Origin of the sequence: Mycobacterium sp. Marseille-P9652, from assembly GCF_902652685.1 — a bacterium.
In the GTDB taxonomy this organism is placed as follows: domain Bacteria; phylum Actinomycetota; class Actinomycetes; order Mycobacteriales; family Mycobacteriaceae; genus Mycobacterium.
The window spans coordinates 21,559-36,460 of sequence record NZ_CACRUY010000050.1; the positions used below are offsets into that span (position 1 = coordinate 21,559).

The following is a 14,902-nucleotide window of genomic DNA, read 5'->3' on the forward strand; positions in this document are numbered from 1 at the left end:
TCATGTGGTCAGCCGGGCGACCCGCATGTGCTCCTCGGCGCGACGCCACGCATGAGTCGGATCGAACCGCTCGTCGGACCAGCTCGCCGATTCCACCCGCACCCGTCCCCGCCAGCTCTTCATGATCTCGGCGTGCACGGGCCAACGAATGAAGCGGCGCAGGTCGGCTCCGCCATCCCAGACGGACAGCGATCCGCCGCGCCACTCGGCGGGCCTGCCCCACAGCCACAGTCCGACCGCTCCGTGCATGATCGGCCAGCTCTCCGCCAGCTTCACACCCAGTTCGGCGATTCGCAGCCAGTCGGCCTCGGATTCGGCGTGAAAGTCCGTGAAGCTCACGACAACCGGAGACCGGGTGGCGTCGGAGGGGCCGGGCAGCCAGTCGGTGCTGATGAGTCCGGCACCGGGTGTGATGGGGGGCTGGCCGGCGGCGGCCGACGGTGGATTACCGCCGCCATCGGTCACCGGCTTGGCGGAATGTGTTGTGGTCACGGCGGACTCCTCAATAATCAGCGTTAGTAGATGATAAGCATATGCATATTAATTGGTAAAGCCCCTATCATCACCGCATGGCCCGGAAGCCGACGCGTCCAGATCTCGCGGCGATGCTCGTGCCGCTGGCCCGCCAAGCCGTGGCCGCCGAGCGGCCGGTGCTGGCGGCGCACGGGCTGTCCATGTGGGGTTATGTCATTCTCAGCGCGCTGGACGGCTCGCCGATCCGCACGCAGGCGGCCCTGGCCGAGGCGATCGGTGCGGACAAGACACGGATCATCCCCACACTCGACGATCTGCAGCGGCAGGGCTACATCGAACGCTCACCCGATCCCGACGACCGCCGCGCCCGCCTGCTCGCGATCACCGACGCCGGTCGCTCGATCAAGAGGGTCGCGCAGCGCGACATCCAACGCGGCGAAGAGCGTTGGCTCGGGCAGCTGTCCCCCGGTGACAGAGACGTGTTTCTGCGCGTGCTGCGCGAGTTGGCTTTCGATTGAACAGCATCCGGCCGGCGTCCGCCCATGCCCTACTGTTCTGCATTATGAGACGGCCGGCGACGCTCCGCGTGACATGACGGCCGACGAGCGGCGCGACGGTGTCGACCTGACCAACCTGGATCAGCCGCTGAGCCCGGACGCGGGCGCCACCAAGCGCGAGCTGATCGACTACCTGGATGCGGTGGCCGACCGCATGCTGCCCGGAGTGGCGGGACGTGCGCTCACGGTGCTGCGCGTATTGCGCGGGCAGGACGCGTTCATGCAGAAGAACGTGCCGAAGTACGCACCGGACTGGGTGCGGACCGTCGCGGTGTGGGCGGATGCGTCCAAACGCCAGGTGCGCTATCCCGTCTGCGACGACCGGCGGACGCTGCTCTGGCTGGCCAACCAGCGCGCCGTCGAATACCACCCGTCGCTCGGGCTGGCCGGCGACCCGCGCCGGCCGACCCATCTGGTGCTCGACCTCGACCCGCCGGCCGACGGCGACTTCACCGCCGTTGTCGCCGTGGCGCACGTGGTTCGGCAGGCGTTGGCCGACAGCGGCCTGGCCGGAGCGGTCAAGACCAGCGGCGCCAAGGGGATTCACGTGTTCGTCCCCGTCGACGACGCGGCCCCCGTGGACGACGTCGCGGCGGCCACCCGCGCGCTCGCCGCCCGCGCGGAAGCGCTCGACCCGCAAAGGGCGACAACGGCTTTCATCGTGGCCGACCGCGCCGGCAAGGTGTTCGTCGATTCCACCCGGGCCCGTGGCGCGACCGTGGTCGCCGCCTACAGCCCGCGCCTGCGCCCGGGCGTGCCGGTGTCGTTCCCGGTCGCCTGGGCGGACCTGGATTCGGTGCGCGCAGGCGATTTCACGATTCACACGGCGATCGACGCCCTCGCGGGGCGCGACCCGTGGGCCGAGCACATGCCCGATCCTCAGCGCCTGCCCGACGACCTGATCGAGCAGGGCCGCGCGATCCCGGTCGCCCGGGTGGCCGCGATGCACGAGGGCAAGCGGCGCGCGCGGGCCCGGCGGGGCGGGGTCAACCCGTCACGGTGAGCAGCACGGCCTGCTCGAACGGCAACCGCTCGAACACCGCGCGTCCCCGCGTCACGTGCGGTGCCGCTTCGGCCTTGGTGACAAGGTGTGGGTCCACGATGCCGAAGCTCGTGCCGTTGCGGCGCATCCGGCCGCCGCCGGCGGCGGTGAGGTTCTTCAGCCAGTCGCGGTCGGGACCGTAGGTCAGCAGGATCGCCACGCCGGGCTTGCCGTCGACCTCGGCGCTGAACACGTTCACGGGGTTGCTGTACGGCTTGCCCGAGCGCCGACCGACATGCTCGACGACTCCGAACGCCGGCAGCCGATCCGCCCACTTCCGCAGCAGCGGGTTCGTGACGTGCCGGTTGAATCGGGCAAGTCCTTGGGGTAATTCCATGCGATTCATCCAACTCCCGGGGGCGATCGCGCAACAACCCGACGGTGCACCGCCGGGGCGACTAATGTTTCGCTATGGCCGAGTCAGCGGGCAGGGACGCCGCCGAGCGCGCCGAGGAACTCAAGCACAGGGAAGCCGAACTCGCCGCCGGAAAACCCGTCACCGAGGACGACGTGAAGCGTGCCGCCGAACACGCCGAGCGGGCCCACCAGCGCGACCTCGAGGCGCACCGGCGCGAGCTCTATCGCCAGTACGAGGCGGCCGCCGCCCACGAGCGGGCCGCCGAGCTCCACGAGCTCGCGGTCGATGAGGGGCTCGGTGACGTCGACGCTCATCGACGGGCGGCCGAGCGCGAGCGCGACGCCGCCCGCCGCGACTACCTGGCCGCCCAGGAAGCCGACCGGCAGCACACGTCCGAGTAGCCGCACGGGCCGCTACTGCTACACCCTGTAGTTGAAGAAGGCGCGCAGGCTGGGACACTGGTCCTCATGGGAAGCACTGACCAGGCGACCGGGACCGCGACGAGCGCGTCGGCCCGCCTGTTCGAGGATGCCTGCGCCGTCATCCCCGGTGGCGTGAACTCCCCGGTGCGCGCATTCACCGCGGTCGGAGGCACCCCGCGGTTCATCACCGAGGCCCGCGGCTGCCGGCTCACCGACGCCGACGGCAACGACTACGTCGACCTCGTCTGCTCCTGGGGGCCGATGATCCTCGGGCACGCCCACCCCGCCGTCGTCGACGCCGTCACCCGGGCCGCTGCGCGGGGCCTCTCGTTCGGGGCGCCGACGCCGAGGGAAAGCGAATTGGCCGGGGAGATCACGGCCCGCGTGGCGCCCGTCGAGCGCGTCCGGCTGGTGAACTCCGGCACCGAGGCGACGATGAGCGCGATCCGGCTCGCCCGCGGCTTCACCGGCCGGCCCAAGATCGTCAAGTTCTCCGGCTGCTACCACGGCCACGCCGACGCGCTGCTCGCCGACGCGGGATCCGGCGTGGCGACGCTGGGGCTGCCGTCGTCGCCGGGGGTCACCGGCGCGGCGGCCGCCGACACGATCGTGTTGCCCTACAACGACGTCGGCGCCGTGCGCGACGCGTTCGCCCGGGCCGGCGACCTGATCGCCGCGGTGATCACCGAGGCCAGCCCCGGCAACATGGGCGTCGTGCCGCCCGCGCCCGGCTACAACGCGGCACTGCGCGCCATCACCGCCGAGCACGGGGCGCTGCTGATCGTCGACGAGGTGATGACGGGCTTCCGGGTCAGCCGGAGCGGCTGGTACGGCATCGATCCCGTCGACGCCGACCTGTTCGCGTTCGGCAAGGTCATGAGCGGCGGCCTGCCGGCCGCCGCGTTCGGCGGGCGGGCCGAGGTGATGGAGCGCCTCGCGCCGCTGGGCCCGGTCTATCAGGCCGGGACGCTGTCGGGGAACCCGGTGGCGGTGGCGGCCGGGCTGGCGACGCTGCGCGCCGCCGACGACGCGGTGTATGCCGCGCTGGACGCCAACGCCGACCGGCTGGCCGGCCTGCTGTCCAGGGCCTTGGCGGACGCCGGTGTGGCGCATCAGCTTTCGCGGGCCGGCAACATGTTCAGCGTGTTCTTCGGCGAGGCGCCGGTCACCGACTACGCGTCCGCGCGGGCCAGCCAGACGTGGCGCTACCCGCCCTTCTTCCACGCCCTGCTGGACGCCGGGGTGTACCCGCCGTGCAGCGCGTTCGAGGCGTGGTTCGTCTCGGCCGCGCTCGACGACGCCGCCTTCGAGCGCGTCGCCGACGCCCTGCCCCGTGCCGCCCGCCGGGCGGCCGAAGCCGTCGCCCCGGAGGACAAGCCCTGATGCCCGAGCAGACCCGGGTCCACGTCGTCCGACACGGCGAGGTGCACAACCCCGACGGCATCCTGTACGGCAGGCTGCCGGGGTTCCGCCTGTCCGACAACGGCAGGGCGCAGGCAGACGCGGTCGCCGACGCGCTGGCCGGCCGCGACATCGTCGCGGTGATCGCCTCGCCGCTGCAGCGGGCGCAGGAGACCGCCGCGCCCATCGCCGCCAAGCACGACCTTCAAGTGGACACCGATCCCGACCTGATCGAGTCGGCCAACTTCTTCGAGGGCCGCCGCGTCGGCCCCGGCGACGGCGCCTGGCGCGACCCCCGGTTCTGGTGGCAGCTGCGCAACCCCTTCACCCCGTCGTGGGGCGAGCCCTACGCCGAGGTCGCGGCGCGGATGACGACCGCCGTCGAGAAGGCCCGCGCCCGCGGCGCCGGCCAGGAGGTGGTGTGCGTGAGCCACCAGCTGCCGGTGTGGACGCTGCGGCTGCACCTCACCGGGCGGCGCCTCTGGCACGACCCGCGGCGGCGCGAGTGCTCGCTCGCCTCGGTGACCACCCTGGTGTACGAGGGCGACCGCCTGGTCGACGTCGAATACTCCGAGCCGGCGGCACCATAGTCATGCATCGTCTGGCGGTGGCCGGGGTCGCGGTAGCGGCCCTGCTGGTCGGCTGCTCTCCCGGTCGCGACGCCGTCGCCCAGGGCGGCACGTTCGAGTTCGTCTCGCCGGGCGGGAAGACCGACATCTCCTACGACCCGCCGTCTTCGCGCGGCCACCCGGGGCCGCTGTCTGGTCCGGACCTGGCCGACCCCGCCCACACCCGCTCGCTCGACGACTTCGCGGGCCAGGTCGTCGTCATCAACATCTGGGGACAATGGTGCGGGCCGTGCCGGGCCGAGATCACCCAGTTGCAGAAGGTGTACGACGCGACCCGGGGCGCCGGCGTCTCGTTCCTCGGCATCGACGTCCGTGACAACAACCGGCAGGCGGCGCTCGACTTCGTCGACGACCGGCACATCACCTTCCCCTCCATCTACGACCCGGCGATGCGGACGTTGATCGCGTTCGGCGGCAAGTACCCCACCACCGTCATCCCGTCGACGCTGGTGCTGGACCGCCAGCACCGCGTCGCCGCGGTCTTTCTGCGCCCGCTGCTGGCCGAGGACCTGCAGCCGGTGGTGCAGCGGGTGGCGGCTGAGAACACGCCGGCGGGCGGGGGACCGCAATGAGCGGATTCACCCAGATCGCCGCCGCCGGCCCGCTGCTGGTGGCGCTGGGCGTGTGTGTGCTGGCGGGGCTGGTGTCGTTCGCCTCGCCGTGCGTGGTGCCGCTGGTGCCCGGCTACCTGTCCTACCTGGCGGCGGTCGTCGGGGTGGAGGAAGAGCCCCGGCCCGGTGCGGTGCAGGCGCCACCCGCCGCGCGGTGGCGGGTCGCGGGCTCCGCCGCGCTGTTCGTCGCCGGCTTCACCACCGTCTTCGTCCTCGGCACGGTCGCGGTGCTCGGCATGACCACCACACTGATCACCAATCAGCTGCTGCTGCAGCGGGCCGGCGGCGTGCTGACCATCGTCATGGGCCTGGTGTTCGTGGGCCTGATCCCGGTGCTGCAGCGTCAGGCGCGGTTCAGCCCGCGGCAGTGGACGACGGTCGCGGGCGCGCCGCTTCTGGGCGCGGTGTTCGCGCTGGGCTGGACGCCGTGCCTGGGGCCGACGCTGGCCGGCGTCGTCACCGTCGCCTCGGCCACCGACGGCGCCAGCGTGGCCCGCGGCATCGTGCTGGTGATCGCCTACTGCATGGGCCTGGGCATTCCGTTCGTGCTCCTCGCCTTCGGCTCGGCCGGGGCGGTCGGTGCGCTGGGTTGGTTGCGTCGCCACACGCGGGCGATCCAGGTGTTCGGCGGGGTGCTGCTGATCAGCGTGGGCGTCCTACTCGTCACCGGGGCGTGGAACGACCTCGTCGGCTGGCTGCGCGACGCGTTCGTCTCGGACGTCAGGCTGCCGATTTGAGCCGAGTACTTGCGTGGTTACGTAACACCTGGCGCGCGCTGACCTCGATGGGCACCGCGCTGGTGTTGCTGTTCCTGCTGGCGCTCGGCGCGATTCCGGGCGCGCTGCTGCCGCAGCGCAACCTCAACGCGCAGAAGGTCGACGACTACCTGGCCGCGCATCCGGTGATCGGGCCCTGGCTGAACCGCGTGCAGGCCTTCGACGTGTTCTCCAGCTTCTGGTTCACCGCCATCTACGTGCTGCTGTTCGTCTCACTCGTCGGCTGCCTGACCCCGCGGATGCTCGAGCACGCCCGCAGCCTGCGCGCCACACCGGTCGCCGCGCCGCGCAACCTCGCCCGCCTGCCCAAGCACGCGAGCGCACGGGTCAGCGGCGACGCCCACGACCTCAACGCCATGGCCAACACCATCGCCGGGCGGCTGGGCGGCTGGCGCACCGCCATCCGCCACGAGAAGGACACGGTCCCCGAAGCCGTCGAGGTGTCCGCCGAGAAGGGCTACCTGCGGGAGTTCGGCAACATCGTCTTCCACTTCTCGCTGCTCGGCCTCCTGGTCGCGGTGGCCGTCGGCAAGCTGTTCGGCTACGAGGGCAACGTCATCGTCATCGCCGACGGCGGACCCGGCTTCTGCTCGGCCTCGCCCGCCGCGTTCGACTCGTTCCGCGCCGGCAACACCGTCGACGGCACGTCGCTGCACCCGATCTGCGTCCGCGTCGACGACTTCCAGGCGCACTACCTGCCGTCGGGCCAGGCCACGTCGTTCGCCGCGAACATCGACTACCAGTCCGGCAGGGACCTGACGGCCAACACCTGGCGGCACTACCTGCTGGAGGTCAACCACCCGCTGCGGGTCGGCGGCGACCGCGTCTACCTGCAGGGCCACGGCTATGCGCCCACCTTCACGGTGACGTTCCCCGACGGCCAGACCCGCACCTCCACCGTCCAGTGGCGCCCTGACAACCCGCAGACCCTGCTGTCCTCCGGCGTCGCCCGCATCGACCCGCCCGCGGGCAGCTACCCGGGCGCCGTCGAGCGCCGCCAGCACGAGATCGCGATCCAGGGCCTGCTCGCCCCGACCGAACAGCTCGACGGCAGCCTGCTCTCGTCGCGGTTCCCCGCCCTGAACGCCCCGGCCGTCGCCGTCGACATCTACCGCGGCGACACCGGGCTGGACACCGGGCGGCCGCAGTCGCTGTTCACCCTCGACCCCCGGCTGATCCAGCAGGGCCGGCTGACCAAGGAGAAGCGGGTCAACCTGCGGGCCGGCCAGGAAGTCCGCATCGACCAGGGCCCCGCCGCCGGCACCGTCATCCGCTTCGACGGCGCCGTGCCGTTCGTCAACCTGCAGGTCTCCCACGACCCGGGTCAGACGTGGGTGCTGGTGTTCGCCATCACGATGATGGGCGGGCTGCTGGTGTCCCTGCTCGTGCGCCGGCGCCGGGTGTGGTTAAGGCTGACGCCGGAGGCGGCCGGTACCGTGAACGTCGACGTGGGCGGGCTGGCGCGCACCGACAACGCCGGCTGGGGCGACGAGTTCGAACGGTTGACCGAGCGGCTGCTGGCCGGGCTGGACGAGCCCGCAGCGTCCCGAAGGAGCTCTCAGGTGGACGTCACATGAATACCGTGCACATCAACATCGGCCTCGCCCGCTACTCGGACTGGGCCTTCACGTCCGCGGTGGTCGCGCTGGTGGTCGCGCTGCTGCTGCTGGCCTTCGAGCTGGCCTACGTGGGCGGTCGCCGCGTCGAGACCCGGGAACGGGTGCTGGCCGGCTCGGTGGCCCCCGACAGCGCCACCCCGGGGATCGTCGGCGATGAGCCCCGACGGCCGGTCGACGAGCGCGCCGGCCGCGCCGGGCTGGCCGTGCTCTACCTCGGCATCGGCCTGCTGCTGGCGTGCATCGTGCTGCGCGGCCTGGCCACCCTGCGGGTGCCGTGGGGCAACATGTACGAATTCATCAACCTGACCTGCCTGTGCGGGCTGGTCGCCGGCGCCGTCATGCTGCGCCGCCCGCGCTACCGCCCGCTGTGGGTGTTCCTGCTCGTCCCGATCCTCATCCTGCTGACGGTCTCCGGGCGCTGGCTGTACGCCAACGCCGCGCCCGTCATGCCGGCGCTGCAGTCCTACTGGCTGCCGATCCACGTGTCGGTGGTCAGCCTGGGCTCGGGCGTGTTGCTGGTGGCCGGCATCGCCAGCATCCTGTTCCTGCTGCGCACGTCGCGGCTCGGCGACTCCGATGCCGAGGGCGCCCTGGCCCGGGTGGTGCAGCGTTTCCCGGACGCGCAGACCCTGGACCGCCTCGCCTACCGGACCACGATCTTCGCGTTCCCCATCTTCGGTTTCGGGGTCATCTTCGGCGCCATCTGGGCCGAGCAGGCGTGGGGCAGGTACTGGGGCTGGGACCCGAAGGAAACCGTCTCCTTCGTCGCCTGGGTGATCTACGCCTCGTACCTGCATGCCCGGTCAACGGCCGGATGGCGGGACCGCAAGGCGGCCTGGATCAACGTCGCCGGGTTCGTGGCGATGGTGTTCAACCTGTTCTTCGTTAACCTGGTGACCGTGGGCCTGCATTCTTATGCGGGCGTGGGCTGACGACAGCAACCGACCCAAGTAACCAAAACAAGGGGGAGTGCACGTGTCCGACCATCCACCGACGGACGTGGGGCCGTCCGAACCGCCGACCACGCAGCTGCCCCCGCCGCAGCAGCAACCCGCCGAACCGCCGGCCGAGCCCGGGAACGAGGCGCCCACCCGCGCCTTCGCCGGGTTCCGCACCCAGCGCCGCGCACCCGAGCGGCGGGCGACGGCGCCCGGCCCCGCGCCCGGGACGCCGCCCTGGGACTCCACGCCGGTCACCGGGATCGCCCGGGTCGACCCGACCGCCTTCGGCGCCTACTACACCGGACCGGTCGAGGCGCCGCCCCCTCCCGAGGTCTCGGCGCCCCCGGCCTACCGGCCGGAGCCGGTGCCGCACACCCCCTACCCCGAGCTTTCCCCGGGCATGCTGCTGCGGCCGGTCAAGCCGCCGCCGTCGGAGGGGTGGCGCCGCCTGCTCTACGTGATGTCGGGACAGCTGATCAATCTCGGGGAAAGCCCGCGGGCCGAGCGCTACAACAACCTGGTCGCGAGGGTCAACCGGCCGTTGCGCGGGTGCTACCGGGTCGCGGTGCTATCGCTCAAGGGTGGCGTCGGGAAGACGACGATCACGGCCACGCTGGGGTCCACGTTCGCGTCCCTCCGGGGTGACCGGGTGGTGGCGGTCGACGCCAGCCCCGACCGGGGCACCCTGAGCGGCAAGATCCCGCTGGAGACGGCCGCGACCGTGCGCCAGCTGCTGCACGACGCGAAGAGCATCGAGCGCTACAGCGACATCCGCCGCTACACGTCCAAGGGCCCGAGCGGCCTGGAAGTCCTGGCGTCGGAGAGCGACCCGGCCGTGTCCGAGGCGTTCGGCGCCGAGGACTACAGCCGCATCCTCGACATCCTGGAGCGGTTCTACGGGCTGGTGCTCACCGACTGCGGCCCCGGCCTGCTGCACTCGGTGATGTCGTCGGTGTTGGAGAAGGCCGACCTGCTGATCGTCGTCAGCTCCGGATCCATCGACGGCGCGCACAGCGCCTCGGCGACGCTGGACTGGCTCGACGCGCACGGCCATGAGGACCTGGTCCGCAACTCCGTCGCCGTCATCAACGGGGTACGGCCGCGGACGGGGCGGGTCGACATGAACAAGGTGCTCGACCATTTCTCCCGCCGCTGCCGCGCGGTGCAGGTGGTGCCCTTCGACCCCCACCTGGAGGAGGGGGCCGAGATCGACCTCGAGCGGCTACGGCGGGGCACCCGCGAATCGCTCACGGAGTTGGCGGCCGTGGTCGCGGACGGGTTCCCGGCCGATCAGCGCACGCCGGGGCTTGCCTAGCGAGGTTTGTCTCCGTGGCCTAACCACCGCAGGAAATCCGGATCGTCGTCGGGACCGATGACGCGCGTCTTGGTTCGGCCGTATTGCGAGCGCGCGGCGCGCCAGCCGACATAGATCAGCGTCCCCAGGATCAGGACGAGCAGCAGGTAGAGCACTCAACACCTCCTATTGCAGCGAATATACGGGCCGTAGGCTCGTCGTGTGTCAGAACATCCGGGCGACAACCACACTGGCGACGGCGGCTCCGAGCGCGCCGGACAGCACGTCGTGGTCGACGTGGCGCTGTACGCGACGGCGCGGTTGTTGCTGGCCGCCGCGCTGAGCGCCGTGATCTACGGGGCCGCGCGGCTGCTCGGCGTCAGCGAGTTCCCGATCGTCGTGGCCGTGCTGTTCGCCTTGATCATCGCGATGCCGCTGGGGATCTGGGTATTCGGCCCGCTGCGCCGGCGCGCCAACGTCTCGCTGGCCGCGGCCGGCGAGCGCCGCCGCCGGGAACGCGAACAGTTGCGGGCCCGGCTGCACGGCGAGGCCGCGCCCGAGGACGGGGAGGGCGCCGACGACGGGGCGCCCGCCGAGGGCGGGGAGCCGCGCGAGACTTAGCCCTGGGTTCCTGATCGAGTGTGCGTCTGTGGCGTTGAGAGTGAATCCTGGGCGGCGACACGCCGACGGTGAGCGCCCTCAGCGCACACTCAATGCCGCCAGTACACGCCCGAAGCCGCCAGCGCGAGCGCCGCTGAAACGGCGACGGCCCACACCACCATCGCCAGGCCGGTGTCGCGCAGCACCGGGATCAGCTCGGGCCCGCCCCGGCCGTCCCGCACCGGTCGCGCGGCGCGCAGGGCCAGCGGCGCGGCCAGCAGGCCCACGGCGCACCCGGGCGTTGCCGCCATCAGCACGAGGGTGAGGACGCCCGCGGTCGTCAGCAGCGCCTGGTAGAGGACGCGGGTGCGGCGGTCGCCGAGACGCACGGCGAGGGTGATCTTGCGCGAGCGCGCGTCGGTGGGAATGTCGCGCAGGTTGTTGGCCACCAGCACCGACGACGACAGCGCACCGACCGAGACGGCCAGCACCAGCCCCACCCAGTCCACCCGCAGGGCCTGCGTGTACTCGGTGCCGAGCACCGCGACGAGCCCGAAGAACACGAACACCGCCACCTCGCCCAGACCGGCGTAGCCGTACGGTTTCGACCCGCCCGTGTACAGCCAGGCCCCCGCGATGCAGGCCGCACCGACCACGATCAGCCACGGCTCGCTCACCCAGGCGAGCGCGACCCCGGCGAGGGCGGCGACCGTCAGGCTCGCCACCGCCGCGGCGAGCACCGACCGCGGGGCGGCCAGCCGCGACCCCACCAGCCGCACCGGCCCGGCCCGGTCGTCGTCGGTGCCGCGGATGCCGTCGGAGTAGTCGTTGGCGTAGTTCACCCCGACCACCAGCGCGAGCGCCACGACCAGCGCCAGCAGCGCCTTCCACCACACCGCGGCGTGCAGCCAGGCCGCCGCGCCGGTGCCCGCGATCACGGGCGCGATCGCGTTCGGCAGCGTCCGCGGCCGGGCGCCTTCGATCCACTGCGCGAGACTGGCCACGAATGCATCCTGCCCCATGCGCCACTGGCCCCATCAATGACAATGGGCGAATGCTCGGAGTCATCGGCGGCAGCGGCTTCTACTCGTTCTTCGAGTCGGACGTGCGCGCCGTCACCGTCGACACCCCGTACGGCGACGCGAGCGCCCCCGTCACCGTCGGCGCCGTCGGCGGGCACGAGGTCGCGTTCCTGCCCCGCCACGGCGAGCGCCACCAGTTCTCGGCGCACACCGTCCCCTACCGCGCCAACATGTGGGCGCTGCGCAAGCTGGGGGTGCGGCGCGTCTTCGGCCCCTGCGCCGTCGGCAGCCTCGAGCCGCAGAACGGCCCGGGGGCGATAGTGGTCCCCGACCAGCTGGTCGACCGCACCAGCGGCCGGGCCGACACCTACTTCGACTCCGGCGCCGTCCACGTCGACTTCGCCGACCCGTACTGCCCCACCCTGCGCGGCGCGGCGACCGGGCTGCCCGGCGTGATCGACGGCGGCACGATGGTGGTGATCCAGGGGCCGCGCTTTTCCACGCGGGCCGAGAGCCGGTGGTTCGCCTCGGCCGGCTTCAGCCTGGTCAACATGACCGGCTATCCCGAGGCGGTGCTCGCCCGAGAGCTCGAAATGTGTTATGCGGCAATCTGTTTGGTGACAGATCTGGACGCCGGCGTCGCGGCCGGCGAGGGGGTGAAGGCCGTCGACGTGTTCGCCGAGTTCGGCAAGAACATGGGGCCGTTCAAGGAGCTGGTGCGCGCGGCCATCGGCCGGGTCGACGCCGAACGCGGGTGCACGCACTGCCTGCCGCACACCGGCGTGACGTTGCCCGTGGAGCTGCCGTGAGGGTGCTGCTGACCGGCGCCGCCGGGTTCATCGGCTCGCGGGTGGACGCGGCGCTGCGCGCGGCCGGTCACGAGGTCGTCGGCGTCGACGCGCTGCTGCCCGCGGCGCACGGTCCCGACCCCGTGCTGCCGCCCGGGTGCCACCGGGTGGACGTGCGCGACGCCGACGCGCTGGCGCCGCTGCTGGGAGGCGTGGACCTCGTGTGCCACCAGGCGGCGATGGTCGGCGCCGGCGTGAACGCCGCCGACGCGCCCGCCTACGGCGCGCACAACGACTACGGCACGACGGTGCTGCTGGCGCAGATGTACGCCGCGGGCGTGCGCCGGCTGGTGCTGGCGTCGTCGATGGTGGTGTACGGCCAGGGCCGCTACCACTGCGAACGGCACGGGGACATCGACCCGCTGCCGCGGCGGCGCGCCGACCTCGACGCCGGGGTCTTCGAGCACCGCTGCCCGTCGGGCGGAGAGGTGCTGCGCTGGCGCCTGGTCGACGAGGATGCCGCCCTGCGCCCGCGCAGCCTCTACGCCGCCAGCAAGACCGCCCAGGAGCACTACGCGCTGGCGTGGTCCGAAGCGACGGGCGGCTCGGTAGTGGCGCTGCGCTACCACAACGTCTACGGCCCCGGCATGCCCCGCGACACCCCCTACTCCGGGGTGGCGGCCATCTTCCGGTCGTCGCTGGAAAAGGGCGAGCCGCCCCGCGTCTTCGAGGACGGTGGCCAGATGCGCGATTTCGTGCACGTCGACGACGTGGCCGCCGCCAACGTCGCGGCCACCTCCGAACGCCCGGGTTTCTCGGCGTTCAACGTCTGCTCGGGGCGGCCGATCTCGATTCTCGAGGTGGCCACGGCGCTCTGCGATGCGCGTGACCGCTCGGTCGCGCCGGTGATCACCGGCCAGTACCGCAGCGGGGACGTGCGCCACATCGTCGCCGATCCGGCCCGCGCGGCCGCGGACCTTGGCTTCCGCGCAGGGATCGACCCGCGGGACGGGCTGCGCGACTTCGCGTTCGCGCCGCTGCGGGGCTAGGGCTGCGGCGGCCGGTAGATCTGGGGCTTGTGCACCGGGATCTGCTGGGTGGCGGAGTCGTCACCCCGGAAGATCCGCGGCGCCCCGGCCAGTTGCGGGATCTCGGTGGTGGGCGAGTCCATCTCGTCCCCGGGCTGCTGGCCGACGGGAACCCGCGCGCGGGGCCGGGCACCCGCCGCGGCGCGAGCGCGGGCGGCGCGGCGCCGCTGCCGCAGGCGGGCGCTGAGGTGACCGGTGATGATCGCCGCCGCGAGGATGCACAGGGCGAGGCCGCACAGCGTCACGTCGAAGGTGCTGGTGATCTGCTGGGCGAGGTTGTTGCCGTACACCGGGTGCTGCGCGGGCGAACTGGGGGAGTCCGCGAACCGCGGCGCCAGCGCGACCCCCACGACCACGCGGGAGACGCACAGGGTGGCGACGAGCCCGCACAGCGACGAGACCAGCCGCGCCGACACCCGGTGATTGGCGAGGTTGAGGCGCAGCCAGATCGCGAGCACGGCGGTGACCAGGTCGAACGCCGCCAGCACCACGCTGTCGTACCGCGAGAACGGGTAGTTGAGGCTCACGGACACGAGCAGGTCGGTGATCCGCATGACCATGGACCCCAGGCACCAGACGGCGATCAGCGCCAGGCCGGTCCTGGCCGCCGCCCGCCACGCGTTCTCCTCCGCCGCCGACGTGTCTCGGTTGCCGAGCAGGGCGCCGGGCGCGAACAGCGCGGCCGCGGCCGCCCACGCCAGGTAGCCCTCCCACCCGACGCCGGCCGTCGACGTGTTCTGCGCGATGCCGTGGAAGGCGTCGATGTCGCGGCCCACGGGGAGCAGCCACACGATGATCCCGGCGACCAGAGCCGAGGCACCCAGGGCAACCGCCGCGAGGCGGGCCGCCCGCGTGGCGCGCAGCAGCCAGCGCGACGCGGCGAGGACGGCGATCAGCGCCACCACGCCGTACACGACCGCCGTGGCGATGACGGCGATGTTCTGCTTGCCGAAGTCGGAGGCTCCGCCGTTGGGGTGCAGCGCGTAAAGCACCCGCCAGTACAGGGTGGAGCAGAAGCTCAGCACTGCCCGCGCCATCGACGCATAGCCGATGATCCGGGCGGCGCGGGCCGGGCCGCCGTCGGCGTCCCGCGCGCGGACGACCAGCCCGGGGCCGACCTTGGCGACGGCGTGGTGGTGATGGCAGCGCACCTCGGGCGACTCGCCAAGCGGCGCGGGCAGCCGCGGGCCGGGAGCCGTTCGCCCCGGCAGCGACGTGAAGAGCGCGTTGCGGGCCCGGTGCCCGCTGTGCCCGAACACGTCGGGGAGGTGCTGGGGCAG

18 protein-coding genes are annotated in these 14,902 nt (G+C 72.3%); 13 read left to right on the forward strand and 5 right to left on the reverse strand.

Annotation, left to right across the window (positions count from 1 at the left end; all coding sequences use genetic code 11):
• Complete coding sequence (locus tag GPY60_RS21215; RefSeq protein ID WP_156689667.1) at positions 1-492, reverse strand: hypothetical protein; 492 nt, start codon at positions 490-492, stop codon at positions 1-3.
• 77 nt (positions 493-569) lie between these two features.
• Here GPY60_RS21215 and GPY60_RS21220 point away from each other — a divergent pair, with 77 nt between their 5' ends.
• Both GPY60_RS21220 and ligD read left to right on the forward strand, forming a co-directional pair.
• Positions 570-992 (forward strand): MarR family winged helix-turn-helix transcriptional regulator, encoded by a 423-nt coding sequence (locus GPY60_RS21220; protein ID WP_156689668.1) that lies wholly within the window; start codon positions 570-572, stop codon positions 990-992.
• 73 nt (positions 993-1,065) lie between these two features.
• Positions 1,066-2,034, forward strand: a complete 969-nt coding sequence (gene ligD / locus GPY60_RS21225; RefSeq protein ID WP_156689669.1) for a non-homologous end-joining DNA ligase — start codon at positions 1,066-1,068, stop codon at positions 2,032-2,034.
• Here the strand turns inward: ligD and GPY60_RS21230 are convergent.
• Positions 2,018-2,410, reverse strand: a complete 393-nt coding sequence (locus tag GPY60_RS21230) for a nitroreductase family deazaflavin-dependent oxidoreductase (RefSeq protein ID WP_156689670.1) — start codon at positions 2,408-2,410, stop codon at positions 2,018-2,020. The genes ligD and GPY60_RS21230 overlap by 17 nt on opposite strands.
• Before the next feature lie 74 nt (positions 2,411-2,484).
• On the opposite strand from GPY60_RS21230, the gene GPY60_RS21235 reads away from it, so the two are divergent.
• The 8 genes from GPY60_RS21235 to GPY60_RS21270 all read left to right on the forward strand — a co-directional run bounded on the left by GPY60_RS21235 (position 2,485) and on the right by GPY60_RS21270 (position 10,145).
• Positions 2,485-2,832, forward strand: a complete 348-nt coding sequence (locus GPY60_RS21235; RefSeq protein WP_156689671.1) for a hypothetical protein — start codon at positions 2,485-2,487, stop codon at positions 2,830-2,832.
• 66 nt (positions 2,833-2,898) lie between these two features.
• Positions 2,899-4,236 carry a glutamate-1-semialdehyde 2,1-aminomutase gene (gene hemL, locus GPY60_RS21240; protein ID WP_156689672.1) on the forward strand — a complete coding sequence of 446 codons (1,338 nt, stop codon included), beginning with the start codon at positions 2,899-2,901 and terminating at the stop codon, positions 4,234-4,236.
• Entirely contained in the window at positions 4,236-4,844 is a 609-nt protein-coding gene (locus tag GPY60_RS21245) for a histidine phosphatase family protein (RefSeq protein ID WP_156689673.1), read from the forward strand. Before hemL ends, GPY60_RS21245 begins: the two co-directional genes overlap by 1 nt.
• Before the next feature lie 2 nt (positions 4,845-4,846).
• Positions 4,847-5,455: a TlpA disulfide reductase family protein gene (locus tag GPY60_RS21250; RefSeq protein WP_156689674.1), complete on the forward strand. Its 609-nt coding sequence runs from the start codon at positions 4,847-4,849 to the stop codon at positions 5,453-5,455.
• On the forward strand, positions 5,452-6,231 hold the full coding sequence (locus tag GPY60_RS21255; protein ID WP_156689675.1) for a cytochrome c biogenesis CcdA family protein: 780 nt from the start codon (positions 5,452-5,454) through the stop codon (positions 6,229-6,231). The genes GPY60_RS21250 and GPY60_RS21255 overlap by 4 nt, the downstream gene beginning before the upstream one ends.
• A gap of 47 nt (positions 6,232-6,278) precedes the next feature.
• Positions 6,279-7,847, forward strand: coding sequence for a cytochrome c biogenesis protein ResB (gene resB / locus GPY60_RS21260; RefSeq protein WP_156689685.1), 1,569 nt, complete (start codon positions 6,279-6,281; stop codon positions 7,845-7,847).
• Complete coding sequence (ccsB, locus tag GPY60_RS21265; protein ID WP_156689676.1) at positions 7,844-8,821, forward strand: c-type cytochrome biogenesis protein CcsB; 978 nt, start codon at positions 7,844-7,846, stop codon at positions 8,819-8,821. Before resB ends, ccsB begins: the two co-directional genes overlap by 4 nt.
• 43 nt (positions 8,822-8,864) lie before the next feature.
• The gene (locus GPY60_RS21270) at positions 8,865-10,145 is read left to right on the forward strand and encodes a MinD/ParA family ATP-binding protein (protein WP_197283778.1); all 1,281 of its coding nucleotides are present in this window, start codon (positions 8,865-8,867) and stop codon (positions 10,143-10,145) included.
• On the opposite strand, the gene GPY60_RS21275 is transcribed toward GPY60_RS21270, so the two are convergent.
• The gene (locus tag GPY60_RS21275; RefSeq protein WP_156689677.1) at positions 10,142-10,300 is read right to left on the reverse strand and encodes a hypothetical protein; all 159 of its coding nucleotides are present in this window, start codon (positions 10,298-10,300) and stop codon (positions 10,142-10,144) included. The genes GPY60_RS21270 and GPY60_RS21275 overlap by 4 nt on opposite strands.
• Before the next feature lie 46 nt (positions 10,301-10,346).
• On the opposite strand from GPY60_RS21275, the gene GPY60_RS21280 reads away from it, so the two are divergent.
• Positions 10,347-10,745, forward strand: a complete 399-nt coding sequence (locus GPY60_RS21280; RefSeq protein ID WP_156689678.1) for a DUF4229 domain-containing protein — start codon at positions 10,347-10,349, stop codon at positions 10,743-10,745.
• A gap of 89 nt (positions 10,746-10,834) precedes the next feature.
• On the opposite strand, the gene GPY60_RS21285 is transcribed toward GPY60_RS21280, so the two are convergent.
• The gene (locus GPY60_RS21285) at positions 10,835-11,728 is read right to left on the reverse strand and encodes a 1,4-dihydroxy-2-naphthoate polyprenyltransferase (RefSeq protein ID WP_156689679.1); all 894 of its coding nucleotides are present in this window, start codon (positions 11,726-11,728) and stop codon (positions 10,835-10,837) included.
• A gap of 50 nt (positions 11,729-11,778) precedes the next feature.
• On the opposite strand from GPY60_RS21285, the gene GPY60_RS21290 reads away from it, so the two are divergent.
• Both GPY60_RS21290 and GPY60_RS21295 read left to right on the forward strand, forming a co-directional pair.
• A complete protein-coding gene (locus tag GPY60_RS21290) occupies positions 11,779-12,555 on the forward strand; it encodes an S-methyl-5'-thioadenosine phosphorylase (protein ID WP_156689680.1) in 777 nt (258 codons plus the stop codon).
• Positions 12,552-13,583, forward strand: a complete 1,032-nt coding sequence (locus GPY60_RS21295) for an NAD-dependent epimerase/dehydratase family protein (protein ID WP_156689681.1) — start codon at positions 12,552-12,554, stop codon at positions 13,581-13,583. Before GPY60_RS21290 ends, GPY60_RS21295 begins: the two co-directional genes overlap by 4 nt.
• Here the strand turns inward: GPY60_RS21295 and GPY60_RS26715 are convergent.
• The coding region (locus tag GPY60_RS26715; RefSeq protein WP_231639762.1) for a gamma-glutamyl-gamma-aminobutyrate hydrolase family protein at positions 13,580-14,902 on the reverse strand (1,323 nt) is incomplete at its 5' end. The two genes, GPY60_RS21295 and GPY60_RS26715, sit on opposite strands and share 4 nt — an antisense overlap.

What these genes read in the sequence shown, in the direction of transcription:
- GPY60_RS21245 (WP_156689673.1), top strand. Translation starts at nt 4,236, where the DNA reads ATGCCCGAGCAGACCCGGGTCCACGTCGTCCGACACGGCGAGGTGCAC.
- GPY60_RS21290 (WP_156689680.1), top strand. Translation starts at nt 11,779, where the DNA reads ATGCTCGGAGTCATCGGCGGCAGCGGCTTCTACTCGTTCTTCGAGTCG.
- resB (WP_156689685.1), top strand. Translation starts at nt 6,279, where the DNA reads ATGGGCACCGCGCTGGTGTTGCTGTTCCTGCTGGCGCTCGGCGCGATT.
- GPY60_RS21220 (WP_156689668.1), top strand. Translation starts at nt 570, where the DNA reads ATGGCCCGGAAGCCGACGCGTCCAGATCTCGCGGCGATGCTCGTGCCG.
- hemL (WP_156689672.1), top strand. Translation starts at nt 2,899, where the DNA reads ATGGGAAGCACTGACCAGGCGACCGGGACCGCGACGAGCGCGTCGGCC.
- GPY60_RS21230 (WP_156689670.1), bottom strand. Translation starts at nt 2,410, where the DNA reads ATGGAATTACCCCAAGGACTTGCCCGATTCAACCGGCACGTCACGAAC.
- GPY60_RS21235 (WP_156689671.1), top strand. Translation starts at nt 2,485, where the DNA reads ATGGCCGAGTCAGCGGGCAGGGACGCCGCCGAGCGCGCCGAGGAACTC.
- GPY60_RS21250 (WP_156689674.1), top strand. Translation starts at nt 4,847, where the DNA reads ATGCATCGTCTGGCGGTGGCCGGGGTCGCGGTAGCGGCCCTGCTGGTC.
- ccsB (WP_156689676.1), top strand. Translation starts at nt 7,844, where the DNA reads ATGAATACCGTGCACATCAACATCGGCCTCGCCCGCTACTCGGACTGG.
- ligD (WP_156689669.1), top strand. Translation starts at nt 1,066, where the DNA reads ATGACGGCCGACGAGCGGCGCGACGGTGTCGACCTGACCAACCTGGAT.
- GPY60_RS21255 (WP_156689675.1), top strand. Translation starts at nt 5,452, where the DNA reads ATGAGCGGATTCACCCAGATCGCCGCCGCCGGCCCGCTGCTGGTGGCG.